This is a genomic window from Actinosynnema sp. NPDC050436, assembly GCF_040655415.1.
Lineage (GTDB): Bacteria > Actinomycetota > Actinomycetes > Mycobacteriales > Pseudonocardiaceae > Actinosynnema.
In genome coordinates, this window is the sequence record NZ_JBFAJV010000011.1 from 187,391 (window position 1) to 213,758 (window position 26,368).

General features: G+C 72.5%; 27 protein-coding genes and 1 tRNA gene. 18 read left to right on the forward strand and 10 right to left on the reverse strand.

Going from position 1 to position 26,368, the window contains the following annotated elements:
* Window positions 1-31: 31 nt before the first annotated feature.
* From AB0I60_RS25800 to AB0I60_RS25825, 6 genes are all read left to right on the forward strand, one after another.
* Window positions 32-1,636: an ABC transporter substrate-binding protein gene (locus tag AB0I60_RS25800; protein ID WP_360733678.1), complete on the forward strand. Its 1,605-nt coding sequence runs from the start codon at window positions 32-34 to the stop codon at window positions 1,634-1,636.
* A 66-nt stretch (window positions 1,637-1,702) separates the two neighbouring features.
* Complete coding sequence (locus AB0I60_RS25805; protein WP_360733680.1) at window positions 1,703-2,626, forward strand: ABC transporter permease; 924 nt, start codon at window positions 1,703-1,705, stop codon at window positions 2,624-2,626.
* Window positions 2,619-3,518 (forward strand): ABC transporter permease, encoded by a 900-nt coding sequence (locus AB0I60_RS25810; RefSeq protein WP_360733682.1) that lies wholly within the window; start codon window positions 2,619-2,621, stop codon window positions 3,516-3,518. The genes AB0I60_RS25805 and AB0I60_RS25810 overlap by 8 nt, the downstream gene beginning before the upstream one ends.
* Before the next feature lie 10 nt (window positions 3,519-3,528).
* Entirely contained in the window at window positions 3,529-4,509 is a 981-nt protein-coding gene (locus AB0I60_RS25815; RefSeq protein WP_360733683.1) for an ABC transporter ATP-binding protein, read from the forward strand.
* Window positions 4,502-5,554 carry a dipeptide ABC transporter ATP-binding protein gene (locus AB0I60_RS25820; protein ID WP_360733685.1) on the forward strand — a complete coding sequence of 351 codons (1,053 nt, stop codon included), beginning with the start codon at window positions 4,502-4,504 and terminating at the stop codon, window positions 5,552-5,554. Before AB0I60_RS25815 ends, AB0I60_RS25820 begins: the two co-directional genes overlap by 8 nt.
* Window positions 5,555-5,583: 29 nt before the next feature.
* Window positions 5,584-5,991, forward strand: coding sequence for a hypothetical protein (locus tag AB0I60_RS25825; RefSeq protein WP_360733687.1), 408 nt, complete (start codon window positions 5,584-5,586; stop codon window positions 5,989-5,991).
* 87 nt (window positions 5,992-6,078) lie between these two features.
* Here AB0I60_RS25825 and AB0I60_RS25830 read toward each other — a convergent pair whose 3' ends face one another.
* Window positions 6,079-7,566, reverse strand: coding sequence for a peptidase S10 (locus AB0I60_RS25830; protein ID WP_360733689.1), 1,488 nt, complete (start codon window positions 7,564-7,566; stop codon window positions 6,079-6,081).
* Between the two features lie 30 nt (window positions 7,567-7,596).
* On the opposite strand from AB0I60_RS25830, the gene AB0I60_RS25835 reads away from it, so the two are divergent.
* The 11 genes from AB0I60_RS25835 to AB0I60_RS25885 all read left to right on the forward strand — a co-directional run bounded on the left by AB0I60_RS25835 (window position 7,597) and on the right by AB0I60_RS25885 (window position 16,731).
* A complete protein-coding gene (locus AB0I60_RS25835; RefSeq protein WP_360733690.1) occupies window positions 7,597-8,295 on the forward strand; it encodes a uracil-DNA glycosylase in 699 nt (232 codons plus the stop codon).
* 144 nt (window positions 8,296-8,439) lie between these two features.
* Window positions 8,440-9,099, forward strand: coding sequence for a DUF4129 domain-containing protein (locus AB0I60_RS25840; protein WP_360733692.1), 660 nt, complete (start codon window positions 8,440-8,442; stop codon window positions 9,097-9,099).
* Window positions 9,096-9,581 carry a hypothetical protein gene (locus AB0I60_RS25845; RefSeq protein WP_360733693.1) on the forward strand — a complete coding sequence of 162 codons (486 nt, stop codon included), beginning with the start codon at window positions 9,096-9,098 and terminating at the stop codon, window positions 9,579-9,581. The genes AB0I60_RS25840 and AB0I60_RS25845 overlap by 4 nt, the downstream gene beginning before the upstream one ends.
* Window positions 9,578-10,537, forward strand: coding sequence for a MoxR family ATPase (locus tag AB0I60_RS25850; RefSeq protein ID WP_360733694.1), 960 nt, complete (start codon window positions 9,578-9,580; stop codon window positions 10,535-10,537). The genes AB0I60_RS25845 and AB0I60_RS25850 overlap by 4 nt, the downstream gene beginning before the upstream one ends.
* Window positions 10,534-11,856 (forward strand): DUF58 domain-containing protein, encoded by a 1,323-nt coding sequence (locus tag AB0I60_RS25855; RefSeq protein WP_360733696.1) that lies wholly within the window; start codon window positions 10,534-10,536, stop codon window positions 11,854-11,856. Before AB0I60_RS25850 ends, AB0I60_RS25855 begins: the two co-directional genes overlap by 4 nt.
* On the forward strand, window positions 11,853-12,401 hold the full coding sequence (locus AB0I60_RS25860; protein WP_360733697.1) for a hypothetical protein: 549 nt from the start codon (window positions 11,853-11,855) through the stop codon (window positions 12,399-12,401). Before AB0I60_RS25855 ends, AB0I60_RS25860 begins: the two co-directional genes overlap by 4 nt.
* 182 nt (window positions 12,402-12,583) lie before the next feature.
* Window positions 12,584-13,909, forward strand: a complete 1,326-nt coding sequence (locus AB0I60_RS25865; RefSeq protein ID WP_360733699.1) for an NAD(P)/FAD-dependent oxidoreductase — start codon at window positions 12,584-12,586, stop codon at window positions 13,907-13,909.
* Between the two features lie 366 nt (window positions 13,910-14,275).
* On the forward strand, window positions 14,276-14,398 hold the full coding sequence (locus tag AB0I60_RS25870) for a hypothetical protein (protein WP_360733700.1): 123 nt from the start codon (window positions 14,276-14,278) through the stop codon (window positions 14,396-14,398).
* Window positions 14,399-14,400: 2 nt separating this feature from the next.
* Window positions 14,401-15,519, forward strand: coding sequence for a hypothetical protein (locus AB0I60_RS25875; protein WP_360733701.1), 1,119 nt, complete (start codon window positions 14,401-14,403; stop codon window positions 15,517-15,519).
* Window positions 15,500-16,570, forward strand: coding sequence for a SagB family peptide dehydrogenase (locus AB0I60_RS25880; RefSeq protein WP_360733702.1), 1,071 nt, complete (start codon window positions 15,500-15,502; stop codon window positions 16,568-16,570). Before AB0I60_RS25875 ends, AB0I60_RS25880 begins: the two co-directional genes overlap by 20 nt.
* 87 nt (window positions 16,571-16,657) lie before the next feature.
* Window positions 16,658-16,731: transfer RNA gene (locus tag AB0I60_RS25885), tRNA-Leu, on the forward strand.
* A 163-nt stretch (window positions 16,732-16,894) separates the two neighbouring features.
* Here the strand turns inward: AB0I60_RS25885 and AB0I60_RS25890 are convergent.
* The 8 genes from AB0I60_RS25890 to pqqA form a co-directional block, all read right to left on the reverse strand.
* Window positions 16,895-18,526 (reverse strand): DUF885 domain-containing protein, encoded by a 1,632-nt coding sequence (locus tag AB0I60_RS25890; RefSeq protein WP_360733704.1) that lies wholly within the window; start codon window positions 18,524-18,526, stop codon window positions 16,895-16,897.
* A gap of 58 nt (window positions 18,527-18,584) precedes the next feature.
* Window positions 18,585-19,232 (reverse strand): response regulator transcription factor, encoded by a 648-nt coding sequence (locus AB0I60_RS25895; protein ID WP_360733706.1) that lies wholly within the window; start codon window positions 19,230-19,232, stop codon window positions 18,585-18,587.
* Window positions 19,184-20,464, reverse strand: a complete 1,281-nt coding sequence (locus AB0I60_RS25900; protein ID WP_360733708.1) for a sensor histidine kinase — start codon at window positions 20,462-20,464, stop codon at window positions 19,184-19,186. Before AB0I60_RS25900 ends, AB0I60_RS25895 begins: the two co-directional genes overlap by 49 nt.
* A gap of 63 nt (window positions 20,465-20,527) precedes the next feature.
* On the reverse strand, window positions 20,528-21,403 hold the full coding sequence (gene pqqB, locus AB0I60_RS25905) for a pyrroloquinoline quinone biosynthesis protein PqqB (protein WP_360733709.1): 876 nt from the start codon (window positions 21,401-21,403) through the stop codon (window positions 20,528-20,530).
* A complete protein-coding gene (gene pqqE / locus AB0I60_RS25910) occupies window positions 21,400-22,470 on the reverse strand; it encodes a pyrroloquinoline quinone biosynthesis protein PqqE (RefSeq protein WP_360733711.1) in 1,071 nt (356 codons plus the stop codon). Before pqqE ends, pqqB begins: the two co-directional genes overlap by 4 nt.
* The gene (gene pqqD / locus AB0I60_RS25915; RefSeq protein WP_360733712.1) at window positions 22,463-22,732 is read right to left on the reverse strand and encodes a pyrroloquinoline quinone biosynthesis peptide chaperone PqqD; all 270 of its coding nucleotides are present in this window, start codon (window positions 22,730-22,732) and stop codon (window positions 22,463-22,465) included. The genes pqqE and pqqD overlap by 8 nt, the downstream gene beginning before the upstream one ends.
* Complete coding sequence (gene pqqC, locus AB0I60_RS25920; RefSeq protein ID WP_360733714.1) at window positions 22,729-23,445, reverse strand: pyrroloquinoline-quinone synthase PqqC; 717 nt, start codon at window positions 23,443-23,445, stop codon at window positions 22,729-22,731. The genes pqqD and pqqC overlap by 4 nt, the downstream gene beginning before the upstream one ends.
* A gap of 259 nt (window positions 23,446-23,704) precedes the next feature.
* On the reverse strand, window positions 23,705-23,809 hold the full coding sequence (gene pqqA / locus AB0I60_RS25925; RefSeq protein WP_360733716.1) for a pyrroloquinoline quinone precursor peptide PqqA: 105 nt from the start codon (window positions 23,807-23,809) through the stop codon (window positions 23,705-23,707).
* 216 nt (window positions 23,810-24,025) lie between these two features.
* Here pqqA and AB0I60_RS25930 point away from each other — a divergent pair, with 216 nt between their 5' ends.
* Window positions 24,026-25,048: a PQQ-dependent sugar dehydrogenase gene (locus AB0I60_RS25930; protein ID WP_360733717.1), complete on the forward strand. Its 1,023-nt coding sequence runs from the start codon at window positions 24,026-24,028 to the stop codon at window positions 25,046-25,048.
* Window positions 25,049-25,197: 149 nt separating this feature from the next.
* On the opposite strand, the gene AB0I60_RS25935 is transcribed toward AB0I60_RS25930, so the two are convergent.
* A complete protein-coding gene (locus AB0I60_RS25935; RefSeq protein ID WP_360733869.1) occupies window positions 25,198-26,352 on the reverse strand; it encodes a polysaccharide deacetylase in 1,155 nt (384 codons plus the stop codon).
* Window positions 26,353-26,368 lie beyond the last annotated feature (16 nt).

Sequence of the window (26,368 nt, forward strand, 5' to 3'; positions counted from 1 at the left end):
AGGACGCATGTCACGTGCACGAATAGTTCCGGTGGCTGTCGCGGTGGCCCTGATCGCAACCGGCTGCGGAACCCCGGAGACGCCCGCCGGCGGCGGGTCGGACACCGATGCCGGGATCAGCATCTTCAACACCGAGCCCGAGAACCCGCTGGTGCCCGGCAACACCACCGAGGTCGGCGGCAGCCGCGTGCTCGACGCGCTGTTCACCGGCCTGGTGGAGTACCGCAACGAGGACGCCCAGCCGGTGAACGCCATGGCCGAGTCCATCAAGACCGAGGACTCGAAGCTGTTCACCGTGAAGATCAAGCAGGGGTGGAAGTTCCACGACGGCACCACGGTGACCGCGAAGAGCTTCGTCGACTCGTGGAACTGGACCGCCTACGGCCCGAACGCCACGCAGGGCGCGAGCTTCTTCTCCCAGATCGAGGGCTACGCGGACGTCAACCCGAAGGACCCGGACGGCCCGGACGGCCCCGAGAAGGCCCCCGCGCCCAAGGCCGAGAAGCTCTCCGGCCTGAAGGTCGTGGACGAGACCACGTTCACCATCACGCTGTCCGAGCCGTTCGCGGTGTTCCCGGTGACCATCGGCTACGAGGTGTTCGCCCCGCTGCCCGAGGCGTTCTTCAAGGACCAGAAGGCGTTCGAGGCCAACCCGATCGGCAACGGCCCGTTCAAGTACGTCTCGCGCACGGTCGGCACCGAGATCAAGCTGACCCGCAACGACGACTACACCGGTGACGACAAGCCGAAGTTCAAGGACCTCACGCTGAAGGTCTACCAGAGCCGCGAGTCGGCCTACGCCGACCTGGTGGCGAACAACCTCGACTTCATGGAGGAGCTGCCGCCCAACGCGCTGGCCGGCCAGAAGTACGAGACGGACCTCGGCGACCGGGTCGTCACGCGCGAGACGCTGAACAACCAGACTATCGCCTTCCCGTTCTACACCAAGCCCTACGACAACGCGGCGCTGCGGCGCGCGATCTCGATGTCGATCAACCGCGACGAGATCACCCAGCGGATCTTCGAGGGCACGCGCAAGCCCGCCGACGGCTGGGTGCACCCGTTGATGAAGGGCTACAAGCCCGACCAGTGCGGCGAGTACTGCAAGTTCAACCCGCAGAAGGCCAAGGAGGAGTTCGCCAAGTCCGGCTACACCGGGGAGATCGTCCTGCTGTCCAACACCGACGGCGGGCACCAGGAGTGGGCCGAGGCGGTGGCGAACAGCATCAAGAGCACGCTGGGCGTGGAGGCGCGGTTCGCGCCGACGACCAGCTTCGGCGAGTTCCGCCAGAAGGTGAACGCCCACGAGATGACCGGCATGTACCGGTCGGGCTGGATCGCGGACTACCCGTCGATCGAGAACTGGCTGACGCCGCTGTTCCGCACCGGCGCCTCGTCCAACGACGGGCTCTACTCGAACCCGAAGTTCGACGCGAAGCTCGCCGAGGCGGACAAGGCGCCCAACGAGCAGGACGCCATCCGGCTCTACCTGGAGGCGGAGAAGATGCTCGCGGAGGACATGCCGTCGATCCCGCTGTGGACGCAGAAGACCATCGCCGGCAAGTCGAACCGGCTCAAGGTGGCCAACCTGCACCCGTTCCGCAAGCTCGACCTCGACTCGGTGGAAGTGGCTTAGCACCGTGGTTCCCGAGGCCGGCCCGCGACACCGCGGGCCGGCTTTCCGCCGCTGGGAGAGCGTGTCATGGGTTTCTACGTACTGCGCAGGCTGTTGCAGATGGTCCCGGTCTTCCTCGGGACGACGTTCCTGATCTACGCGTTGGTGTGGGCGGTGCCCGGCGACCCGTTCGAGGGCAAGTGCGGCGAGCGGGACTGCCCCGCCGCCTACGTCGCGTCGATGCGCGAGAAGTTCAACCTCGACGACCCGCTGTGGCTCCAGTACGTGAAGTACCTGGGCAACCTGGTGCAGGGCGACTTCGGCCAGACCTCGGCGGGCCTGGAGGTGGGCGCGCGGATCGCCGCCACCTTCCCGGTCACGCTGCGGCTGGCCCTGGTGGCGCTGCTGATCGAGGCCGTCATCGGCATCACCGCCGGTGTGGTCAGCGGGCTGCGCAACCGGGGTTTCCTGGACAGCCTGGTGCTGGTGTCCACGCTGTTCCTGATCTCCATCCCGGTGTTCGTCACCGGGTACGTGGTGCAGCTCGTGTTCGGGCTCCAGCTCGGCCTGATCTCGCCGACCGTCACGTCGCCGACGTGGGGCAACCTGATCGTGCCCGGCTTCGTGCTCGCGTCGCTGTCGATGGCCTACGTGGCCAGGCTGTCCCGGGCCAGCATCGCGGAGAACCGGCGCGCGGACTACGTGCGCACCGCGCTGGCCAAGGGGCTGCCGCAGAAGCGGGTGGTGGGGGTGCACATGCTGCGCAACTCCCTGATCCCGGTGATCACCTTCCTGGGCACGGACCTCGGTGCGTTCCTGGGCGGCGCGATCGTGACCGAGGGCATCTTCAACGTGCCCGGTGTGGGCGGGCTGGTGTTCCGCTCGATCCTGACCAAGGACGGCGCGATGGTGACCGGCGTGGTCACCGTCCTGGTGCTGGTCTACCTGCTGATGACGCTGCTGGTGGACCTGCTCTACGCCGTGCTCGACCCGAGGATCCGCTATGACTGAGCAAATCACCGTCCTGGCGATGGACAAGCCGCGCGGGCTGTTCGGCGACGCGTGGCACGCGCTGCGCACCCGCCCGGTGTTCTGGGTGTCGGTGTCGATCATCCTGCTGGTGGTGCTGATGGCGGCGTTCCCGACGCTGTTCACCTCCGGCGACCCGTCGGCCGCGCAGCTCTCGCGCAGCCGCGAGGCACCGTCCTCCAGCGCGTGGTTCGGCATCGACAACCAGGGCTACGACATCTACACGCGGGTGATCCACGGCGCGCGGGCGTCCATCGTGGTCGGCCTGCTGGCCACCGTCGGCGTGGTGCTGGTGGGGTCCACCGTCGGCATCCTGGCCGGGTTCTACGGCCGCTGGCTGGACGCGGTCGTGTCGCGGATCGCGGACGTCTTCGTCGGCGTCCCGTTCGTGCTCGGCGCGATCGTGATCCTGACGACGTTGAACGCGGGCGGGGACGCCGGGCCGACCCGGATCGTGGCGCAGGTGGTGCTGTCGATCGCCGTGCTGTCGTGGCCGGTGTCGATGCGGATCATGCGCTCCACGGCGATCGCGGCCAAGCAGCAGGACTACGTGAAGGCCGCGCGGGCGCTGGGCGCGTCGCCGCGCCGGATCATCACCAAGCACATGCTGCCCAACTGCGTCGCGCCCGTGCTGGTGTACTCGACGATCGCGCTCGGCGCGTTCATCGGTGCCGAGGCGACCCTGTCCTATTTGGGCATCGGGTTGCGGCAGCCCGTGGTGTCCTGGGGTGTGATGATCAACAGCGCCAAGGACTACCTGCGGGTCGCGCCGCACGCCCTGCTGTTCCCGGCGGGCTTCCTGACCGCGACCGTGCTCGCGTTCGTCATGCTGGGCGACGCGGTGCGCGAGGCCCTCGATCCCAAACTGCGGTAGGAGGACTTTGGTGACGGCCCTGTTGGAGGTCGAGGACCTGCACGTCGAGTTCCGCACGCGGGACGGGGTGGCGCGGGTCCTCAACGGCGTGAGCTACCACGTGGACGCGGGGGAGACCCTCGCCGTGCTGGGGGAGTCCGGGTCCGGCAAGAGCGTGACCGCGCAGGCGGTAATGGGCATCCTGGACACGCCGCCCGCGTTCGTCACGCGCGGCTCGGTGCGGTTCCACGGCGAGGAGCTGCTGACCGCGAGCGGCGAGCGGCGGCGGCAGGTGCGCGGCGAGGGCGTCGCGATGATCTTCCAGGACGCGCTGTCCGCGCTGAACCCGGTGTTCACCGTGGGCTTCCAGATCGAGGAGCAGCTCCGGCTGCGCCGGGGCATGAGCCGCTCCGAGGCGCGGGCGCGGGCGGTCGAGCTGCTCGACCTGGTGCGCATCCCGCACGCGCGGCAGCGGGTCCGGGAGTACCCGCACCAGTTCTCCGGCGGGATGCGGCAGCGCGCGATGATCGCCATGTCGCTGGCCCTGGACCCCGAGGTGCTGATCGCGGACGAGCCGACCACCGCGCTCGACGTCACGGTGCAGGCCCAGATCATGGACCTGCTCGCGGAGATCCAGCGCGAGCGGCACATGGGCCTGGTGCTGATCACGCACGACCTGGGCGTGGTCGCGGAGGTGGCGGACCGGATCGTGGTGATGTACGCGGGCCGGATCGTGGAGCAGGCCGACGCCCTGTCGCTGTTCCGCGCGCCGGGCCACCCGTACACGGAGGCGTTGATGAAGTCGTTGCCGCGCCTGGACTCCAAGGGCACGGTGCTGGACACCATCAAGGGCCTGCCGCCCAGCCTGCTGCGGATCCCGCCGGGCTGCCCGTTCCACCCGCGCTGCCCGCGCGCGCAGGACGTGTGCGTGGTGGACGTCCCGGCGCAGCAGCGGTTGGGCCTCGGCCGGACCAGCGCGTGCCACTTCGCGGCGGAGGTGCTCAATGGCTGAGAAGGGTCACGGCTTCGGCGCTGCGGGCGGGAACGGCCACGTGGCACCCGACCCGTCGGCGCTGCTGGAGGTCCGCAACCTGGTCAAGCACTTCCCGGTCACCCGGGGCGTGCTGCTGAAGAAGACCATCGGCCAGGTCCGGGCGGTGGACGGGGTGTCGTTCACCCTCGCGCCGGGCGAGACGCTCGGGGTGGTCGGCGAGTCCGGCTGCGGCAAGTCGACGCTCGCCCAGGTGCTGATGCTGCTCGAACCGCCGACGTCGGGCGAGGCGTACTTCGAGGGCCGGCCGATGTTCTCCCTGCGCGGCAACGCCCTGCGCGCCCTGCGGCGCGACATGCAGATCGTGCTGCAGGACCCGTACACGTCGCTCAACCCGCGCATGACGGTCGGCGACATCGTCGGCGAGCCGTTCGAGATCCACCCCGAGGTCGCGCCCCGGGGGTCGCGGGCGGCGAAGGTCCGCGAGCTGCTCGACCTCGTCGGCCTGAACCCGGAGCACATCAACCGCTACCCGCACCAGTTCTCCGGCGGGCAGCGGCAGCGGGTCGGGATCGCGCGGGCGCTGGCGCTGCGGCCCAAGGTGATCGTGTGCGACGAGCCGGTGTCCGCGCTGGACGTGTCGATCCAGGCGCAGGTGATGAACCTGCTGCGGGAGTTGCAGACCGACCTCGGGCTGGCGTACGTGTTCATCGCGCACGACCTGTCGGTGGTGCGGCACCTGTCCGACCGGGTGGCGGTGATGTACCTCGGCAAGATCGTCGAGATCGGCACCGAGGACGAGATCTACCAGCACCCCACCCACCCCTACACGCAGGCGCTGCTGTCCGCCGTGCCGGTCGCCGACCCGGCGCTGCGCGGGCAGCGGGACGTGATCCGGCTGACCGGGGACGTGCCGTCGCCGATCGACCCGCCGTCGGGCTGCCGGTTCCGCACCCGGTGCTGGAAGGCGCAGGACCTGTGCGCCGAGCAGGAGCCGGAGCTGGTCGACCGGGGTGGCCACCCGAGCGCCTGCCACTTCGCCGAGCAACGATCCGTCGTGCCCTGACCCCCGGCGGACCGACGAGAGGACACCCGATGACCGACCCCACCGCGCTCCGCGCCGCCGCCGAGGGCGGGGACGTCGACGCGATGGTCGCGTTGGCCCTGCTGCTGGAGGAGGACCTGACCGGCGAGGACGACGAGGAGGGGCTCCAGGACGAGGTGGGCGGCTGGCTGCGCCGCGCGGCGGCGGCCGGCCACGTGCGCGGCGTGGCCGAGTTCGGCTCGTTCCTGTGGCACGTGTGGAAGGACGAGGACGCGGCCCTGCCGTGGCTGCAACGGGCCGCCGACGCGGGCCAGGCGGACGCCATGGCGGTGCTGGGCGACGTCTACGACTTCCTCGGCGACATCGCCCTGGCCAAGCGCTGGTACCAGGCGGCGGCCGACCTCGGCGACCCGCACGCGCGGGACAACCTGGCCGCGCTGGACCGCTTGACCGGCTGAGCGGAACGTCCTCGACGGACGGACGGCGGCCCCCTGCGCGGTAGTCGCGCCGGGGGCCGCCGCACGTGCTCCTGCGGGCGCCCTGCTTCAGCGATTCGAAGCGGACTGCACGAACGCCGCGAGGTCCTTCGACTGCTGCACGCGGCTCGGCTCGTGTACGTACATCATGTGTCCCGCCGGGTAGTACGCCGACTCGATGTTGTCGTGCAGCTCGGCCGGGATGTTCAGATGCGCCAACACGTGCTCGGCCGCGTAGTACGGCGTCGCGCCGTCGTAGTGGCCGTACGCCACGTGCACCTTCAGGTCCGGGTTGGACCGCATCGCCGCCGCCAGCTTGTTCGCCACCGTCACGTGCGCGCCCTCGAACTCCTTGTACGACCAGGGGTGCACGGACCGCGACAGGATCTCGTACGGCAGGTCGTTCTCGTACTCCAGGTCCGTGCGCAGGTAGTGGTTCAGGGCCGCCGTGTACGGGCCCATGATCGCCGAGTACGACGGGTCCTCGCTGAACAGCTCGCGCCCGTAGTCGACGTCCGCCCCGGTGAACCGGGAGTCCAGGCGGCCCACCACCTTGCGCCGGGAGCGCAGCAGTTCGGTGAAGAACCGCACGTGCTCCACCCGCAGGTTCACCCGGTCCACGTAGTCCTCGGACAGGCCGGTCAGCTCCGCGCACCGGGCCACCGCCGACGCACGCTCCTCCTCGGACAGCCGGTGGCCGCGCGCCAGCGCCCACGGGTAGTCCCGGGACGCGAAGTCCTCGGCCTCGGCCAGCACGTCCTCCAGCGGGCGGTCGCCGTGCAGGCCGTGGTAGTGCGCGATGGCCGCGTAGGTCGGCAGGAACAGCGAGTACGGCAGGTCGTTGCCCTCGTTGAAGTCCAGGGTGGCGAAGTCCAGCACCGACGAGATCAGCATCAGCCCGTTGAGGTACATGCCGTAGCGCACCTGGAGGTGCTCGGCCAGCGCCGCCGCGCGGGTGGTGCCGTACGACTCGCCGGCCAGGAACTTCGGCGACATCCAGCGGCCGTTGCGCGAGGTCCACAGCCGGATGACCTCGCCGACCGACTCGACGTCGCCCTGGAAGCCGTGGAACTCGCCGGGCTTGCCGCCCTTCACGGCCCGGGAGAAGCCGGTCGACACCGGGTCGATGAACACCAGGTCGCTGTGCGCGAGCAGGGTCTCCGGGTTGTCCACCAGGTCGTAGGGCGGCGGCACCAGCTCGCCGACGTCGCCGGACACCACCCGGCGCGGCCCGAGCAGGCCCAGGTGCAGCCACACGCTCGACGAGCCGGGCCCGCCGTTGAACGCGAAGGTCACCGGGCGCTTGCCCGGCTCCGCGCCGTCCAGGGTGTACGAGGTGAGGAACACCTCGGCCTGGGCCAGGTGCCCGTCGAACTTCCCGTCGGTCAGCACCTCCTTGCGCAGCACCACCCGACCGGTGGTCGCGGTGTAGTTGAGCTTGCGCCGCTTGACGGTGATGCTGTGCTGGGTGGTGACCAGGTCGTCGGCAGGGGTGTCCTTGCCGTCGGCGACCTGGTCCGCGGGGGTCTGCTCGGCCCCGGTGTCCTTGTCGGTCATGGTCGAACTCTACGTTCGGGGCGGAGGTCCGTGCGTTCCCTTCCCGAGCTGGACCGCGATGTCACCACGTGCCGGGCGTGCCCGAGGCTGGTCGCCTGGCGGGAGGAGGCGGCCCGGGTCAAGCGCGCCGCCTACGCCGACCAGGAGTACTGGGCCCGCCCGGTGCCCGGGTTCGGCCCGGCGGACGCCCGGCTCGCGCTGGTCGGCCTGGCCCCGGCCGCGCACGGCGGCAACCGCACCGGCCGGATGTTCACCGGCGACCCGTCCGGCGACTTCCTCTACGCCGCCCTGCACGCGGTGGGGCTGGCGTCCCAGCCCACGTCGGTGCGCGCGGGCGACGGGCTGGAGCTGCTCGGCACCCGGATCACGGCCCCGGTGAAGTGCGCTCCGCCCGCGAACAAGCCGACCGCCGAGGAGCGCGACACGTGCCGGCCGTGGCTGGTGGAGGAGCTGGCGCTGCTGCGGCCCACGCTGCGCGCGGTGGTCGTGCTGGGCGGGTTCGGCTGGCAGGCGCTGTGGCCGGTGCTGGCGGCCGGCTGGCAGGTGCCCGGGACGAGGCCGAAGTTCGGCCACGGCACGTCGGTCGCGCTGGCGGCGCGCGACGACGGCCCGCCGCTGGAGGTGTTCGGCAGCTACCACGTGTCGCCGCACAACACCTACACCCGCCGGCTGACCGCCGACATGCTCCAGGACGTGCTGAGCCGGGCCGCGCGGGCCGCCGGCCTCTGAGCCGGGCCGCTGCGGCGGAAGGTCGTCGGCACGCGCCCGAACGGCGGGCTTGCGGGACCGGCGCGTTCCGCCCGGTCGGGTCCGAACCTCAACCCTTGGTCAAATAGGCGGGATTTCACCGGGTGTGGCGTGCATCATGCCGTCATGAAACCCCGGCTCGCGGTCGCGCTCCTCGTCGGAGCCGCGCTCGTCGTGGTCGCGATCGCGGCCAGCGGGACCTCCCCGGTGCCCTACGCCGACACCGGCCCGCGCGGCGAGGTCGCACCCACCCTCGTCCCGTCCCAGCGCCAGTCCGACCTCAACGACATCGCCCCGTCCGACGCCGGCGGCAGCCTGGTGGCCGTGTTCCTGGTGCTGGTCGTGGCCGCGCTCGTCGTGGTGGTCGGCCTGCTCATCACCGTGCGGCTGCCCCGCCGCCGGCGGCGGGGCGTCGGCCGGGCCGCCGAGGCCGCCGACTCCGGGGCCGAGTCGGCGCCCGACCTGCTGGTGCGCGGCGCGCGCGAGGCGCTGGAGGAGCTGCGCACCCGGACCGGCGGCCCGCCGCGCGACGCGGTGGTGCTGTCCTGGCTGCGCCTGGAGCAGGCCGCCTCGGAGACCGGCGCGGCCCGCCGGCCCGCCGAGACGCCCACGGAGTTCACCGGGGCGCTGCTGGCCCGCCACCGGGTCGACGAGCAGGCCACCGGCGCGCTGCGGGCGGCCTACCAGCGGGCCCGGTTCGGCACCGCCGAGGTCACCGACGCCGACGCCCGCACCGCCGAGGACGCCCTGGAGCGGATCGTGCGCGACCTGGGAGCCACGAGGTGAGCGGGTCGGAGCGGGTGACCACCCCGCTGCTGGGCGCGGGCGGCGCGGTCGCGGCCGGCCTGGTGGTCGGTGGCGGCACGGCGTTCGCCCTCGTCCGGGCGGGCGCACCGCCGCTGTGGGCGGTGGTGGTCGCGCTGCCCGCGCTGGCGCTGGCCGTGCTGGTCGCCCGCCTGCCCCGGGCCACCGACGTGGTGTGGGCGCCGCCGCCCGCGCACTTCTCCACCGCCGGCTCCGTGCAGGCGAGCACCCTGGCGAGCCGGCTCGCGGAGGCGGCGGTCGACCAGGACCGGTTCGCCGTGCGCATCCAGCCCCGGCTGCGCCGGCTCGTCGAGGCGCGGCTGCGCCAGCGGCACGGCGTGCCCGACCTGGCCGACCCCCGGGCCGCCGCCCTGCTCGACCCCGCGCTGCACCGCCTGGTCACCGACCCGGCCGCGACCCTTCCCGACCACCGCACGCTCACCCGGCTGTTGGAGAACCTGTGACGACTGCATCCCACATCGGCACCGAGGGCAAAGCCGTCCTGGACGCGGTCGGGGCCGTCGTCGTCGGCCGGCACCGCTCGGTGCGCCTGGCCCTCGCCGCGGTCCTGGCCGGCGGGCACGTGCTGCTGGAGGACGTGCCCGGCCTGGGCAAGACCCTCATGGCGCGGTCGCTGGCGCAGGCCCTGCGCCTGGACTTCAAGCGGCTCCAGTGCACCCCGGACCTGCTGCCCGCCGACGTGACGGGCTCGTTCATCTACAACCCCGGCGACCGGGACTTCGCCTTCCGCGCCGGCCCGGTGTTCACCGGCCTGCTGCTGGCCGACGAGATCAACCGGACGCCGCCCAAGACCCAGTCCGCGCTGCTGGAGGCCATGCAGGAGCGCCAGGTGACGGTCGAGGGCCGGACGTTCCCGCTGCCCCGGCCGTTCCACGTGCTGGCCACCGCCAACCCGGTCGAGTACGAGGGCACCTACCCGCTGCCCGAAGCCCAGCTCGACCGCTTCCTGCTGCGGCTGGACGTCGGCTACCCGCCCGCCGAGGAGGAGGTCGAGGTGCTGCGCCGGCGGCTGGCCCGCAAGCAGGAGGAGGCGACCGTCGAGCCGGTGCTCGACACCGAGCGGCTGCTCGCCCTCCAGCAGGGCGTGGAGCAGGTCGCGGTGGACGACGACGTGCTGCGCTACTGCGTGGACCTGGCCGCCGCGACCCGGGGCCACCAGGCCGTGGAGGTCGGCGCGTCGCCGCGCGGCGCGCAGGCCCTGGTGCTGGTCGGCCGCGCGCTGGCGGTGCTCGACGGGCGTGACTTCGTGCTGCCCGAGGACGTCAAGGAGTGCGCGGTCCCGGCGCTGGCGCACCGGCTGACGCTGCGCCCGGAGACGTGGACGTCGGGCGTCACCGGGGTGGAGGTCGTCACCGAGCTGCTCGACCGCGTGCCCGGCCCGGCCGCCACCCGGTCATGAACCGGGGGCAGCGCATCAGGGCGGCGCTGACCAGCGGGCGCGGGGCGCACTGGCACCCGACCGACGCCCTGGTGCGCGGTGCCGCGCTCGGGGTCGGCCTGGTCGTGTTCGGCGGCCTGCTGCACCGCGTCGAGCTGGTCCTGTTCGGCGCACCGCTGCTGCTGTCCACGCTGGTCGCGCTGGTCACCCGGGTCGGCGGCCGGCCCGACGTGCGGGTGCGCGGGCTGCCCCGCACCGGCGAGGTCGGCGCGGCGAAGTCCGTGGTGGACGTCGACCCCGGCGCAGGTGCCGAGGTGGTGGCGATCCGGCTGCCCGCCGCCGGCGGCGGGCTGGGGCCGGTGCACCTGCTGCCGGCGGCGGCGACCTCGATCGAGGTCGTGCTGCGCCGCACCGCGTGGGGCGAGGGCGTGGACCTGCGGCCGGACCACCTGGTGGCCGGGCCGGACGGGCTGTTCGCGCACGGACCGGTCACCGCGCCCGAGCGCGGCCGGGTGCTGCTGCCGCCGGTGCACCAGCTCCCGGCGGGCCTGCTGCCCGCGCGGGCCAGGGGCCTGGTCGGCGCGCACCGGGCGTGGCGGCCGGGCGACTCGGTGGAGCTGCGCGACATCCGGGCCTTCCAGCCGGGCGACCGCCTGCGCCGGGTCGACTGGCGGGTGTCGCTGCGGGCGGGCACCCTGCACGTCCGCGAGCACCACGCCGAGGCCGACGCCGACGTGGTGCTGGCGCTGGACACCCGGCTCGACGTGGAGCAGGACGTGGGCCGGTGGTCGGTGGGCGCGAAGGGCGTGACCACGCGCACCGGCGGCAGCCTCGACCTGGCCGTGCGCGCGGCGGCGTCGCTGGCCGCCGGGTACCTGCGGCAGGGCGACCGGGTCGGGCTGGTCGACCTGGGCCGCCCGCAGCTCGGCGTGCGGGCGGGCGCGGGGCGGCGGCAGCTGCTGCGGCTGCGCAACCAGCTCGTGGTGTGCGCGCGGTCGGCGGGGTGGTCGCAGAAGCCGGTGCTGCGGGCCGAGCAGGTGCCGCACGGCGCGCTGGTGGTGGTGCTCTCGCCGTTCCTGGACGCGGAGGTGGTCGAGTTGACGGTGCACGCCGCGCGGCGCGGCAACGTGGTGCTGGCGGTGGACGTGCTGCCGGAGGGGCTGCTGCCCGACCGGGAGACCGAGTGGGGCGCGGCCACGCTGAAGGTCCTGGAGCTGGAGCACGAGGTGCGGCTGGAGGCGATGCGCCGGCACGGCGTGCCGGTGGTGACGTGGGACGCGCGCGCGGCGGCCGTCTCCGGCGCGCTGCGCGGGGCCGCGCGACCGGGGAGGCGTCGATGACCGCGCACCCGCCCGTCGAGCCGGCCGCCCCGGAGCCGGCGGTCGTCACCCTGGACGCCGGGGTGCCCGGGTGGGCGCTGCGGGCCGCCATCGGCGCGGTGGCGGTGGTGGTGGCCATTCTTCTTTACGCCGAAGGGGTGATGATTGCTCCATTGGTGTTGTACGTCGGATTGGCTGCGGTGACCGTCGCAATTCCGGCTTCGGCGGCCGTCGTGCTCCTGGTCGCTTATCCGGCGGTGGCGCTGGTCGTGCTCGGAGGGGCCCCGGTGCGGCCGGTGGTGCTCGTGCTCGTCGCATTGGCGCACCTGTTGCACGTGCTCTGCGGTTACGCGGCGCTCATCCCCGTCCGCTCGCGGATTCACCTGAAGGCGTTGCGCCCGGCGGCGGTCCGATTCGCCTTGGTGCAAGCCGGTGTGCTCCTCCTGGCGGCTCTCGTGGTCGTGCTGCCGGGCGGCCGGACGGACGAGGTGGTGGAGGTGGTCGCCGTCGCGTGCGCCGTCGGGCTGGTGCTCGGGGCGGTCGCGCTGCTGCGCCGGCGGAGCTGAGGAACGGGGGTGGAAAGCTCAGCGAAAGCTGAGCGTCTGGATCGTTCCTCTCAGCGGGTTCACCCACCCAGGGGGTGCTGCCGCTGGTCAGAGCTGTGCGTGTCCCGCATCACCCGGCGACCGTGGTCACAACGGGCCTCGCGGACGCGTCGGAAACGGCCCTGCGGTGCGACCATAGACGTATGGCTGCTGTGAAGTCGCAACCCACACGGATCGTGATTGTCGGCGGTGGGTACGTCGGCATGTACACCGCGCTGGGATTGCAGAAGAAGCTGCGTTCCGGTGAGGCGTCGGTCACGGTCATCGACCCGCAGCCCCACATGACCTACCAGCCGTTCCTCCCCGAGGCGGCGGCCGGGTCGATCGAGCCGCGCCACGTGGTGGTGCCGCTGCGCAAGGTCCTCAAGCGCTGCCACATCGTCACCGGCCGCGCCACGAAGATCGAGCACGCCCGCAAGGCGGTCACCGTCGAGCTGGCGGACGGCCACGTCGAGGAGGTCGAGTACGACGTGCTCGTCTCGGCGCTGGGCGCGATCTCGCGGACCCTGCCGATCCCCGGCCTGCCCGAGGTCGGCATCGGCATGAAGACCATCGGCGAGGCCATCTACCTGCGCAACCACGTGCTGTCGCGGCTCGATCAGGCGGCCAGCACGAACGACCCGGAGACGCGCAAGCGGCTGTTGAGCTTCGTGGTCATCGGCGGCGGCTTCGCGGGCATCGAGACGCTGGCGGAGCTGGAGGACATGGCCCGCTACGCGCTGCGCTACTACGAGGGCCTCAAGCCCGACGACATGCACTGGGTGCTGGTCGAGGCGGCCGGGCGGATCATGCCCGAGGTGAGCGCGAAGCTCGGCGTCTACACCGTCGAGCAGCTGGAGAAGCGCGGCATCACCTGCTACCTGGACACCCGGGTCAAGTCGCTGGAGGGCGGCCACGTCGTCCTCGACGACGGCACCGAGTTCGACTCGGAGACCATCATCTGGACGGCCGGCATGAAGGCCAACCCGGTGCTGCGCAACACCGACCTGCCGCTCGACGAGCGCGGCCGGGTGCGCTGCACCGCCGCGATGCAGGTGCAGGGCCTGCCCGGGGTGTGGGCGGCGGGCGACTGCTCGGCCGTGCCGGACCTCTCGCGCACCGAGGAGGACCCGACGGCGACCTGCGTCCCGAACGCGCAGCACGCCATCCGCCAGTCGAAGCTGCTGGCCAAGAACATCGTGGCCTCGCTGCGCGGCAAGCCGGCCAAGGAGTACTCCCACAAGTACGTCGGCTCGGTCGCGGGCCTGGGCCTGTACAAGGGCGTCGGCGACGTGTTCGGCCTGCGCTTCAAGGGCGTCGTCGCCTGGTTCATGCACCGCAGCTACCACGTGATGTTCATGCCCACGGTGAACCGGAAGTTCCGGGTGTTCGTGGACTGGACGCAGGCCCTGTTCTCGGGCCGCGAGGTGGTCGCGCTCGGTCAGATCCACGACCCGAAGGCGGAGTTCGACCGCGCCACCAAGAGCTGATCCACCGGGGGCTTCCGTTCACGGAAGTCCCCGGGTCGCGGTTCCCGGGGTCGACCGCCGTCGCGGCGTCCGGAACTGCGGCGCGCGTCCCGTTCCCGGTGGTGAAGGACTTTCGGATTCATCCCCTGTCGGGGCCGGTGGAACTCCCGGCGGACGCGGCTCGGGGGTGTGCGGAGCCGACCGGACCTCGCCCGCTGCGCTGTTCGGTCGCAGTGGGCAAGCACCCGTCTGGCTTAGGGCCGTACTTGAGCCCCCAAATAGCGTAATGGGCAGCGCGTCACCTTGACATTGCGTTACGTGAACCTGAGACTACGACTGGTGCGCCACCGAAAGTGTGACGTGCCAGTGGGGAGAGAGGTGACCGCGATGACTCTTGAGGAGCTGGCCGCACAGCTTCGCCGCGGTGAGATCGAGGACCGTGCCCTGTCGGAGTACGCCGCCGAGTACGCCACCGCCGGAAAGATATTTCGCAGCAAGAAGGACGACTGAGCATGACCGCTCCCGGGTGGGGGAGCGAGCCGGTTCCCCCACCCGAGGCCGTCAAGCCCGTCAAACCCACCCCACTGCTGCTGCAAGGTCAGGACTACGTCTTCCGGTCCCCGGCCAAGAACCTGGACTTCCAGGAGCAGGTGCACCGCCTCGGGATGGTCGACGAGGGTGACGGCGGCCCCGTGCCCTGCGTGCTCGTCCTCGCCCGCGCCACCGACATGGAGATGAACGCGCTCTCCATCGCGCTGGCCGAGCGCAACATCCGGATGGCCCGCGTCGACGCCGACCGCTGCGTCGACCTGCCGCTCACCGTCTACACCGACGCGCCCCTGATCGAGCTGGACCGCTGGCTGCTGCGCCCGCTGCTGGTGTGGCGCAGGCACTTCGAGCTGTCCGCCCTCCAGGTCGAGCCCGGCACGCTGGCCGGCGCGTACGCCGTGGACCAGTGGGGCTCGGTGGCGAGCTGGCTGACCACCCGGGGCGACTGGGCGCACGTCAACCCGCCCCGCAGCTCCGCCCACCTCGACCGGCTCACCCAGCTCTCCGACGCCGCCGCGTTCGGCCTGAGGGTCCCGCGCACCACCGTGACCACGCGTCCCGGCCGCACCCGGCCCGGCGGCGCGCGGTGCATCGTCAAGACCACCGGGCGGCACCTGCTGGAGCCGCGCCCCGGTGTGCAGCACGGCCTGTTCCCGCGTCCCCTGGAGACCAGTCGCTACGGCGACGTGCCGGAGTCCGCACCGGTGATCGTCCAGGAGTACGTGCCCGCCGACACCGAGCTCCGGGTGTTCGTCGTGGGGGAGCAGACCCTCTCGTTCCAGGTGGACAAGCTCGACCCGGCGCAGCTCTGGGTGGATCCGGAGGCCGTCCGGGTAACCCCGGTGGAGACGCCGGCGCGGCTGTCCGAGCGCTTGTTGGCCCTGGCCCGGCACTGGCGGTTGCAGGTCGCCGCCTTCGACCTGCTCGTCACGGGCGGTGACCACGTGTTCCTGGAGGTCAACGTCAACTGCGACTGGCGTTGGTTCGAACACCGCGCCGAGGACGAACGGGTGTCCGACGCCGTGCACGAGTGGGTCGCGGCGCGTTTCAAGGAGCTGCTGGGTGCGGGTAAAGGTCGCTGAGCACGCGGCGTTGTTCTACCAGGGCGGCGCCGTGGTGTGGGACGACTACCTGCACCACCGCCAGTTCGCGATAAGCGAGACGGCCGAGCTGCTGTGCCGGAAGTTCACCGAGTTCACCGACGTCGACCTGCTGCTCAAGCCCCTCGGCGAGGCCGACCGGGCGGCGCTGCGCAAGGTGCTCGACGAGCTGGTGGACGCGGGCGTGCTGCTGGTCGAGGGCTCGCCGCAGCACGAGGCCGAGCGGCGGATGCTGGCCGGCTGGGGACCGTGGGGCGCGTCCGCGCGGCACTTCCACTTCGCCAGCCGCACCCTGGCCGACGCGCCCTACCAGGGCTCGGACGAGCACGACGCGATCCTGGACGCGAAGCTGACCCGGGAGCCGCCGCCCGCGCCGTTCCGCACGGTCGGCGGGCCGGCCGTGCCGCTGCCGCCGCTGCCGGACGAGCCGGGGTGGGCGTCCAGCCGCCTGTTGGACGTCCTGTTGTCCCGGCGCACCACGCGGGAGTTCGGCCGCGACCCCGTGGGACTCGGCCAGGTGGGTGAACTCCTCGGCGTGCTGGCCGCGCCGTCGCCCGCGCGGCCCCGGATCGGGCGCACCGGCACGGTGTTCAAGACGAGCCCGTCCGGCGGCGGCCGGCACCCGGTGGAGCTGTACGCGCACGCTCGCGGCATCGAGGGGGCGGCCGACGGCTGGTACCACTACGAGGGGCTCGCGCACGCGCTGGAGCCGCTGGGCGCGGTGTTCTCGCCGACCGCGATGGCGGAGGCGGCGGGTGACCAGGAGTGGGTGGGGCAGGCCCCGTTGGTCCTCGCGTACACGGCGGTGCTCGAACGGACCAGGTGGCGTTACGACACGTCACGGGCTTATCGGGTTGTGCAAATGGATGTGGGTCATCTGTCGCAAACCGCATATCTGGTTGCTACCGCAATGGGTTTTGGTATCGGCTTCACCGCAGCATTGCGGGATGAACTCGTAGAACAGGCACTCGGCTGTGACGCTTATCACGAAGTCGTACTCGGGATGAGCGCTGTAGGTCCATTACCTGAATGAGCGCAATAGCGGATCGCATTGAGCCGTGCGGGGGACTTGTGCCGAACCGGCCCCACGAACGCTCGGTAACGGCTTAGGCTCCTCGCTGCCCCCGTAGCCCAATAGGTAGAGGCAGGCTCCTTAAAAGAGTCACAGTACGGGTTCGAATCCCGTCGGGGGCACGTGCACCGCAACCTTCGTCGTCACTCGACTGCCGAGTGATCACGAACGAGCGGCAAGGCGGTCCGCACCGGCCGGTCCCGTGCCGGTGCGAGAGCCGGGTTCCCGCTCGTCACAGCGCCCCGGGGCACGGCGGCCCGAGGACGCCCCCGGGCCGCCCGCCGGTCAGGACCGGGCCGCCACCCAGTCCCGCACGACCTCGTCGAGCACGGCCAGCGGCAGCGGGCCACCGCCCAGCACCACGTCGTGGAACTCCCGGACGTCGAACCGGTCGCCCAGCGCGCGTTCCGCCTCGGCCCGCGCCCGCTGGATCTCCAGGCGCCCCACCATGTACGCCAGCGCCTGGCCCGGCGCGGCGATGTACCGGTCGACCTCGGACTCGATCTCCACCTGCGCCAGCGGCGTGTTCTCCCGCAGGTACGCCACGGCCCGCTCGCGGCTCCACCCGTGCGCGTGCAGCCCGGTGTCCACCACCAGCCGTCCGGCCCGCATCGAGTCCATGGCCAGCATCCCCAGCCGCGCCACGTCGTCGGAGTACAGGCCCATCTCGTCGGCCAGCCGCTCGCAGTACAAGCCCCAGCCCTCCAGGTAGCCGGTGACCGAGGCGACCCGGCGCAGCAGCGGCAGGTCGGCCAGCTCCTGCGCCAGCACGATCTGGAAGTGGTGCCCCGGCACCGCCTCGTGGAACGCGATCGCCTCGGCCTGGTACCGGAACCGCTCCTCCACGCGGTGCGTGTTGGCGTAGTACGTGCCCGGCCGCGTCCCGTCCATCGACGGCGGCGCGTAGAACGCGGTCGGTGCGCCGGGCGCGTCCACGGCCGGCACCGGCTCCACCTCGCAGCGCTTGTCCGGCACCCGGCCGAACCAGCGCGGCGCGGCCTGCTCGGCCCGGCCGACCGCCTCGCGCGCGGCGGAGATCAGCTCGTCCTCGGACTGCCAGCGCAGCGCCGGGTCGGTGCGCAGGTGCTCGAAGATCGCGGAGGTGTCCCGGGTGCCGAACACCCGCTCGCCGAGGTCGGCGTACTCCCGCGCCAGTTCGGCCATGATGGCGAGGCCGGTCTCGTGCAGCTCCTCGGGAGACCGCGTGGTGGTGGTCTGAACGCGCGCCAGGGCGGCGTAGACGGCGTCCCCGCCCGGCAACCAGCACAGGCCCACCCGGTCCGCAGGACGGCCGCTGAGGCCCGCGACGGTGTCGCGGTAGGCGGCGAACGCCGGCCGCACCTCCTCGGCGATCAGCCGGTCGCGCTCGGCGGTGAACGCCTCGCTGCCGGCCGGCCGGGCGAACGGGTCCTCCTCGGCGGCCAGGTACCGGTCCAGTTGGGCGACGCAGGCGTCCACGAGGTGCTGCACCGGGGTGCGCCCGGCGGCGGACCCGGCGACCTGGCGGTCGGCGACCGCGCGCAGGAAGGCCGGGACCGCCGCGAGCCGCGCCAGGTAGGCCCGCTCCTGCTCCTCGTCCGCCGGCGCGACCATCGGCAGCACGGACAGCAGCTCGCCGGCCGGCGCGAAGAACGAGTCGGTGATCGTGTACTCGACCGCCCGCGCGTCGATCAGGTCGACGGTCGCCTCCGCCTGCTGCACGACCACCGCCCGGGTGACCGGGTCGTCGTCGTCCGGCAGCGCCCGCGCGCGCTGGGCGATCCGCAGGGCGGCGGCCCTGGTGGCCGCCTCGGCCTCCGGCCGGTGGTCGGTGAGCAGGTGGTCGTAACCGGGCAGCCCGTACACCGTCGCGCCCAGCGGCGACAGCCGGGACATCAGGTCGAGCAGTTCTTCGGCGAGCGCGGCCGTCGTGTCCATCGGGCACCCCTGGGCGTTGGCGGGAAAGCGTCGAACGGTACTTAGCCTAAATAACGATTTACAGGCCGTCCAAATAGGCCAGCACCGCGAGCACCCGGCGGTTGTCGTCCTCGGACAGCGGCAGGCCGAGCTTGCCGAAGATGTTGGCGGTGTGTTTGCCGACCGCTTTCTCCGTCACGAACAGCCGCGCCGCGATCGCGCCGTTCGACCGGCCCTCCGCCATCAGCGACAGCACCTCGCGCTCGCGCGGGGTCAGCGTCGCCAGCGGCCGGTCCCGCCCGCTGCGCACCAGCAGTTGCGTGATCACCTCGGGGTCCATCGCGGTGCCGCCCGCCGCCACCCGCCGGATCGCGTCCACGAACTGCGAGACGTCCGACACCCGGTCCTTGAGCAGGTACCCCACGCCGCCGCCCCGGTCGGACAGCAGCTCGCGGGCGTAGAGCTGCTCGACGTACTGCGAGAGCACCAGCACCGGCAGGCCCGGCACCCGCTTGCGCGCCTCGATCGCCGCCCGCAGTCCCTCGTCGGTGAACGTCGGCGGCAGGCGCACGTCGACCACCGCCACGTCCGGGCGGTGGTCGACCAGGGCCCGGAGCAGGGCGGGACCGGAGTCGACCGCCTCCACCACGTCGAAGCCGTGGGCCCCCAACAGCCGGATCAGGCCGTCCCGGAGGAGGACGAGGTCTTCACCGAGGACAACGCGCACGGCAGCTCCATGGTCACGATCGTCGGCCCGCCCACCGGGCTCGCGATCCCGAGCGTGCCATCAAAGGCGGCCAGCCTGCGCTCGATCCCGCGCAACCCCCCGTTCTCCGCCGCCTCGGCGCCACCGCGCCCGTTGTCGCCGATCATCAGCCCGAGCCGGCCGTTCTCGTGCCGCACCCGCACCCACGCGCTCGTCGCGCCGCTGTGCTTGGCCACGTTCGTCAGCGCCTCGGCGACCGCGAAGTACGCCGCCGACTCCACCGGGGCGTCCGGCCGCCCGTCCAGCACCAGGTCGACCTCCACCGGCAGCGGGGTGGTCAGCGCCAGCGCCCGCAGCGCGCCGTCCAGGCCCCGGTCGGCCAGCACCGGCGGGTGGATGCCGCGCACCAGGTCGCGCAGCTCGGACAGCGCCTGCGACGACGAGTGCCGCGCCTCGACGAGCAGGTCCCGGGCCGCCTCCGGGTCCCGGGCCAGCAGCTCCTCCGCCATGCCCAGGCTCATCCCCAGCGCCACCAGCCGGGCCTGTGCGCCGTCGTGCAGGTCGCGCTCGATCCGGCGCAGCTCGGCCGCCTGCGCGTCCACCGTGTCGGCCCGCGAGTCGGCCAGCTCGCGCACCCGGTGGGTGAGCGCCTCGGTCTGGCTCCGGGCGAGGAAGAAGCGCACGAACCGGGCGTGCAGCCGGACCACGCGCGGCGTCGCCCACCACGCCACCGCCAGGTGGAGCAGGCCCACCAGCGGGGCGAGCAGGAAGCTGCCCGGGGTGTTCGTGGTGATCGCGGTGTACGCCACCCGGTCCGCGCCCGCGATCCACAGCAGCGGGGCGGCGAACCCGAACGCGCCCCCGAGCCACAGCGCCGCCGGCAGCACCCCGCAGGCCACCCCGACCACCGCGTTGAGCGGCAGGAACGCCAGCTCCTTCCACGTCTGCGGATCGGTGGCGATCGCCCGGACCCGCGTCATCGGCCCCCGGTTCGCGGGCACCCGGTAGGGCCGGGCGACCTCCTCGCCCAGCACCCCGCCCGCCCACCAGCGGTGCACGTCCAGGTAGCGGCGGGCGAGCGCGGTGAACAGCAGCAGCATCGGCACGCCCACGGTCACCAGGACCAGCGGGTAGGCGTAGAGCTGGAGCGGGACGAGGGGCAGGCCGATCACGCACAGCGGCACCCGGGCGAGCGCCAGCGCGGCGGCCCTCAGCCGGGTCCCCGCGCCGCGCACGAGGTCGTGGTCCGTCATGCGGGTGATTCTTCCGGCCGGCCGGGGGGAAAGCAGTGGGCTCAACCCCCCGATCCGCCGGGCTCAGACCTCCAGCACCGCGCCGTCGGGCAGCACCTCCACCCCGGCCTCGCGCAGCTTGGCGTGCTCGTCGGAGTCCGGGTCCAGCACCGGGTTGGTGTTGTTCAGGTGGGTGTAGATCCGCCGCACCCCGGGGTGGCGGCGCAGCTCGGGCAGCGTGTGCGTGATCGGCAGGTGGCCCATCGCGGACTGCCCGCCGGACCGGCCGGTCGCCGCGCCCATCTCCGAGGGCGCGTAGAACGTGCCGTCCAGCAGCACCGCGTCCGCCTCGGCGACCAGGTCGTCGAAGCCCAGCGGCCACCCGGCCAGGCAGGGCGCGTACAGCACGATCCCGCCCGTCGCCGGGTCGAACACCCGGTAGGCCACCACCCAGTGCCCGGCCACCGGCGACTCGCCCGCGTAGCGCGGGCGCTTGCCGCTCACCGGGAACGCGGTCACCTCCAGCCCGCCCGCCAGCGCGAACGTCTGCTCCGGCTCGACCTGCCGCCACGTCCACTCGGCGTACTTGTCCACCACCGCCCGGGTGGCGTCCAGCGCGTGCAGCACGGTCGCGGGCGCGTGCACCCGCAGCCCGACCGCGCCGCGCAGCGTCAGCAGGCCCAGCGTGTGGTCCACCTCGGCGTCGGTGAACAGCACGCCGCGCACCGGCGTGTCCCTCGGCCCGGGGCCGGGGTCCAGCAGCGGCGTCGCGGTGATCTGGGTCCGGATGTCGGGGGAGGCGTTGAGCAGCCACCAGTCCACGCCGTTCCCGCTGACCGCCAGGCAGTCCTGGGTCCGCGCGGGCAGCGCACCCGCCCGCACCTTCGCGCACGGCCCGCACGCGCAGTTCCACTGCGGCACGCCGCCGCCGGCCGCCGTTCCGAGCAGCACGACCTTCACCGCGCCACCTTCCGCATCGTCAGCGCCGCCGGAGCCGTCGTCTCCTCGGCGAGGATCAGGTCCACCTCGGGGCGCCGGGGGGACAGCGAGCACACCGGGTCGGTGTTCGCGGCGTCGCCGGTGAGCTGGAACGCCTGGCACCGGCACCCGCCGAAGTCGACCTCCTTGCGGGCGCACGACCGGCACGGCTCGCGCATCCAGTCGAACCCCCGGAACGCGTTGAACGACTCCGACCCGTGCCAGATCTCGCCCAGCGGGCGGTCCCGCACGTTCTCCACGCCCAGGCCGTCGATCACGCCCGCCGCCGGGCAGGGCAGCACGTCCCCGTCCGGCGCGACCGTGAGCTGCCGCGCGCCCCACCCGTACATGCACGGCTTGGGGTGCGCCTCGTGGTAGTCCGCGATCACGTAGACGATCTCCATCCGGGACCGCTCGCGCGCCCCGGCCACGATTGCGCCCGCCCGGTCGAGCTGCTCCCGGGTGGGCAGCAGGGCGGCCCGGTTGCGCAGCGCCCAGCCGTAGTACTGGGTGTTGGCCAGCTCCAGCCGGTCCGCGCCCATCCGCTCGGCCAGGTCGATGATCTCGCCGACGTGGTCGAGGTTGCGGCGGTGCAGGACGACGTTGACGGTCAGCGGCAGGCCCGCCTCGACGACCAGCCGCGCGGCGGTCAGCTTGTGGTCGAACGCGCGCACGCCGGCGATCAGGTCGGCGTTGGCGCGGACCGCGTCCTGCACCGAGAGCTGCACGTGGTCGACGCCCCGCCCGCGCAGGTCGGCCAGGCGCGCGGCGGTCAGGCCGAGCCCGCTGGTCACCAGGTTCACGTACCCGCCCAGTCCGCCCGCGTGGGCGACCAGCTCGGGCAGGTCCCTGCGCGCCAGCGGTTCCCCGCCGGAGAGGTGGAACTGGAGCACGCCCAGCGCGCGCGCCTGGTCGAACACCGAGCACCACTCGTCGGTGGACAGCTCGGCGGACCGCTGCACCAGCTCCAGCGGGTTCGAGCAGTACCCGCACTGCAACGGGCAGCGGTGGGTCAGCTCGGCGAGCAGGCCGAACGGGGCGTCAGCCATCGGTCTCCACCACCTTGCGCGCGGTCAGCCGGGCCACCAGCGCGGCGACGTCCTCGGGCCGCACCCCGTCGAAGTCCTCGGCCAGCCTGGCCGCGATGCCGGTGATCGTGGTGCGCCCGTCGCACAGCCCGACCACCGCTGCGGCGGTCTCGTTGAGCACCAGGACACCTTCGGGGAACAGCACGACGTGGCTGTCCCGGGTCTGGTCGTAGGAGGTCTTCACGCCCTTGCCGAGCCGTGGCGTCGCATCGAGTTCGGTCATGATCGTCCTGTTGTCCGGTCGGCCGCGCCGACCGCGTAGTAGTCGACTGCGTCGAGGATCGCCCGCAGCACGTCGCACTTGAACGCCAGCGCGGCCACCGCCGCGTCCTGCTGCTCCCGGGTGGCGCAGTTGCGCACCACCAGGTCCAAAGTGGACTTGCCCTCGCCCTCCACCACCTTCAGGCGCGTGGTGAAATAGGTGAAGCCCTCCTCCGCGATCCAGGGGTACCGCTCGCGCATGTCGGCCAGCCGGCGGGTCATCAGGCCCCGGGAGAACATCTCGGTCAGCCCGGACGCCACCGCCTCCACCCACGGCCGGCGCCGGGCGAAGTTCACGTAGGCGTCGACGGCGAACCTGGTGCCGGGCAGCACGTGCCGCTCGTCGAGCACCTCCTCGCGGGAGAGCCCGAGCGCTTCGGCCATCCGCAACCAGTTCTCCGCCCCGCCCTCGCCCGCGCGCTCGCCGTCGTGCCAGACGATGCGCTCGCGCCACTGCCGGCGGACGTCCGGGTCCGGGCAGTTCGCCAGGATCGCGGCGTCCTTGCGGGGGATGCAGCGCTGGTAGTACCACCGGTTCGCGGCCCACAGCCGGAGCTCGTCCTTGGACAGCTCGCCCGCGTGCAGCCGGAGGTGGAACGGGTGGCCGTCCCAGTAGCGGGACGACAGGGCCCGCAGCCGGGCGGTGAACTCCTCGTCGGTCAACGGCTCGGACATGCGCGCGCCTCCAGGGTCTCCGGTCTGCTTCCGCGTTCCCGAGTGCCGTCCCGACCGGGACGGGGTGCCGCCGCTGCGTCCCCGCTGCCGGGTTCCCGCCGACGCGTCCCCCGCCGTTGCGCTCCCGCCGGCGGGACGTGCCGCGTGGCCGTCCGTCGGCGGTGCCGGTGGTGGGTGGGACGTCGCCTCGCGTCGGTGAGGCGACGCCCCGCGCCACGCCGTGGCCCCGCTGCGGAGCCACGACGTCGGGCGTGCCCGCTCAGCCGCGCGCGGCGTAGGCGGTGACTTCCATCGGGGTGTCGACGTCCCGGAAGTCCGGCGTGACCCAGGTGCGCTTCGGCTCGGTCGTCTTCTCGGCTGGCATTGCGCGACTCCTCGGATCGGGGTGTGTCTCTCCGTGGGTCGGCGGCGGAGTCCCCACGGTAGAGCGTCCGGGGGTGCCGCGCTAGATCGTAAAGGCTGTTGCCTAATTCGGTAGTGGTCTGTACCTCCGATGAATGTTGCCCGATGCGCACGGGCGTGGTTGAGTCGTGATGACCGCCGTTCCGCCGCCGTGACAGTGCGGACATGGAGGCAGCACATGCGTGCTCGTCCAGGCTTGGTCCTGGCCCTGGCGACGCTGGGCGCGATCGCGGTCGCGCCTGCCCAGGCCGGCCCGGCACAACTCGCGGTGCGAACGCTCGCCACCGGTCAGGCAGTCCCGTGGGACATCGGGTACCTGCCCGACGGCAGCGGCATCTACACCGAGCGCGACACCAAGAAGATCAAGAAGATCACCGGAACCACGGTGACCACCCTGCACACCGTGAACGAAGCGGTGCCCGGGGGCGAAGGCGGCCTCCTCGGCATCGCCGTGTCACCGACCTTCACCACCGACAACACCGTCTACATCTACTACACGGCCGCCAGTGACAACCGGGTCTCCCGCCTCAGGATCGGCGGCGGCGGGGCACCGGAGCCGATCGTGACCGGCATCCCGAAGAACCGGTTCCACAACGGCGGCGGCCTGCAGTTCGGCCCGGACGGGTTCCTGTGGGCGACCACGGGCGACGCGGGCAACAGCGCCAACGCGCAGAACACGTCCTCGCTCGCGGGCAAGGTCCTGCGCTTCACCACGACCGGCGCCGCCGCGCCGGGCAACCCGTTCAGCAGCCGGGTGTACTCCTACGGCCACCGCAACCCGCAGGGCATCACGTGGGTCGGCGACCGGGCGTACGCGACGGAGTTCGGCAACAACCGGACCGACGAGCTGAACTGGATCCAGTCCGGCAAGAACTACGGCTGGCCGACGTGCGAGGGGCCGTGCAACGACACCAGGTTCGTGAACCCGGTGAAGTCGTGGCCGACCAGCTCGGCGGGGCCGACCGGCATCGCGTACGCCAAGAACGCGCTCTACGTCGCGTGCGTGACGGGGCGGCGGGTCTGGAAGATCCCGGTGAACGGGACCGAACTGGGCACGCCGGAAGCGGTGTTCACCGGCTACGGCCGGGTCCGGGCCGCCGGAACGGCACCGGACGGGACGCTGTGGCTGGGCACGTCGAACCGGGACGGTCGGGGCAGCCCGGCCACCACTGACGACCGGCTCCTGAGCACGGACGGCTGATCCGGCTGCCGGGTGCCCGCGACGGCTCGGCGTGGCAGCGGTTGCGACGGCTCGCGTGACGACGGTGGCGACGGGCTGTGCAACTGCGGTTGCGGTGGCGGTCGTGGGCACCCGGTTCGTGGTGTTCGGCGTGGGGCGTGGTGTTTTCGTCAGTTGAGTGCCGCCGGCATCCGGCGGAACTGTTCCAGGACAACGGGGTCCTGGAGTTGCATCCACTGGACGACCTCGGTGTAGGTGGCGCAGACGGTCTCCTCGCGCGCGCACACCTCGCCCATGAAGCTCTCCACGGCCTCGCTGAACGCGCCCCCGGCCCACTCGTTGAAGTGGTTGCCCACCACCAGGGGAGCGCGGTTGCCGTTGAAGGTGGCCTGGTACACCGAGCGGTAGGTGTCCAGCACGACCCGGGCGTACTCGCCGGGCGGGCCGGGGTCCTCCTTCGCCCCGTTGAGGGCGAACCAGAGGTTGTAGTCCATCATCACCACCCGCCGGCCCAGCGCGGGCACCCGGACCTCGGGCAGCGGGAACTCCCACATCCCGCCCTGCACGGTGGGCCAGGTGACGCCGAGGCTGACGTGGCTGGTGTCGTAGGCCAGGCCGTGCGCCCGCATGGACGGGAACGCCTGGCCCCAGTCGCCCTCCAGGCACGGCGTCCGCCCGCCGCGCACGGCCGCCGGGTCGAGCGCGAACCCCTGCTGCCGGGCCTTCTCCAGGATCTCGAAGAACTGGTCCAGCTCCCGGTCCCAGTCGGCGGTGCTCCACCGGCCCACGCTCGGTTCGTCGTCCTGGCAGAAGTGGCCGTTGTAGTGGGTGCCGATCTCGTGCCCGGCGGCGAGCGCGGCGTTGAGGTACGCGATCCGGTTGGCCACGTCCTCGCGGGACCCGCCGAACTGGATCGCCGAGTACCCCGCCCGGTGGCCGGGCCCGGCGTAGGACGCCCGGTCCTGGTCGGCGACCAGGTAGACGCCGGAGAGCAGGCCGGTGACGTGCGCGCCGGTGCGCTGCGCGATCGGCATCACCCGGTCCCAGTGCTGTTTGGACGCCGCGCCGTCGAACGAGAACAGGACGAACTGCGGGGGTTTCTCGCCCGGCTGCAACCTCTTCATCCACTTCGGCGCGGCAGCGGGCGGCGGCAGGGTGGGCGTGGGCGCGTTGGCGCTGGACGGGACGCGGGGTGCGATCGGCAGCGGTGCGGCGAGTTCGCCGACGTCCTCGGTGGGCCGCGGCTCCTGCGCGCCCAGCACGGCCAACACCGCCAAGGCGAGCCCTAACGCGACACCGGTGGTGATCAAACGCCTGCGCTTCACAAAGGCCAAGACGACC